Source organism: Rhizobium ecuadorense, from assembly GCF_001187535.1.
Lineage (GTDB): Bacteria > Pseudomonadota > Alphaproteobacteria > Rhizobiales > Rhizobiaceae > Rhizobium > Rhizobium ecuadorense.
The window spans coordinates 1-224 of sequence record NZ_LFIO01001802.1; the positions used below are offsets into that span (position 1 = coordinate 1).

The window sequence follows — 224 nt, forward strand, 5'->3', positions numbered from 1 at the left end:
GTACGTTTGGGGTGAGACGGACCCTCGCGGTGAGGGTGGCGAAGAGGTCGAACAATTTCTGAGCGACATCTACAGCGAGTACCAGAATGCCAGTAAGAACGACGCGCCTGAGTATTTCATCGGGACCGTTGTTGTTTGTCGCGAGGCCGGCGATGTTTTCGACCTCATCGACGGTCAGCAGCGAACTACAACCGCCTATCTCACATTATGCGCGCTCCGCGATA

Annotated in this window: 1 protein-coding gene; it reads left to right on the forward strand. The window is 55.8% G+C overall.

Annotation, left to right across the window (positions count from 1 at the left end; all coding sequences use genetic code 11):
* Positions 1–224: DUF262 domain-containing protein (locus AF337_RS38500; protein WP_152971359.1), on the forward strand; the 224-nt coding region annotated here is incomplete at both ends.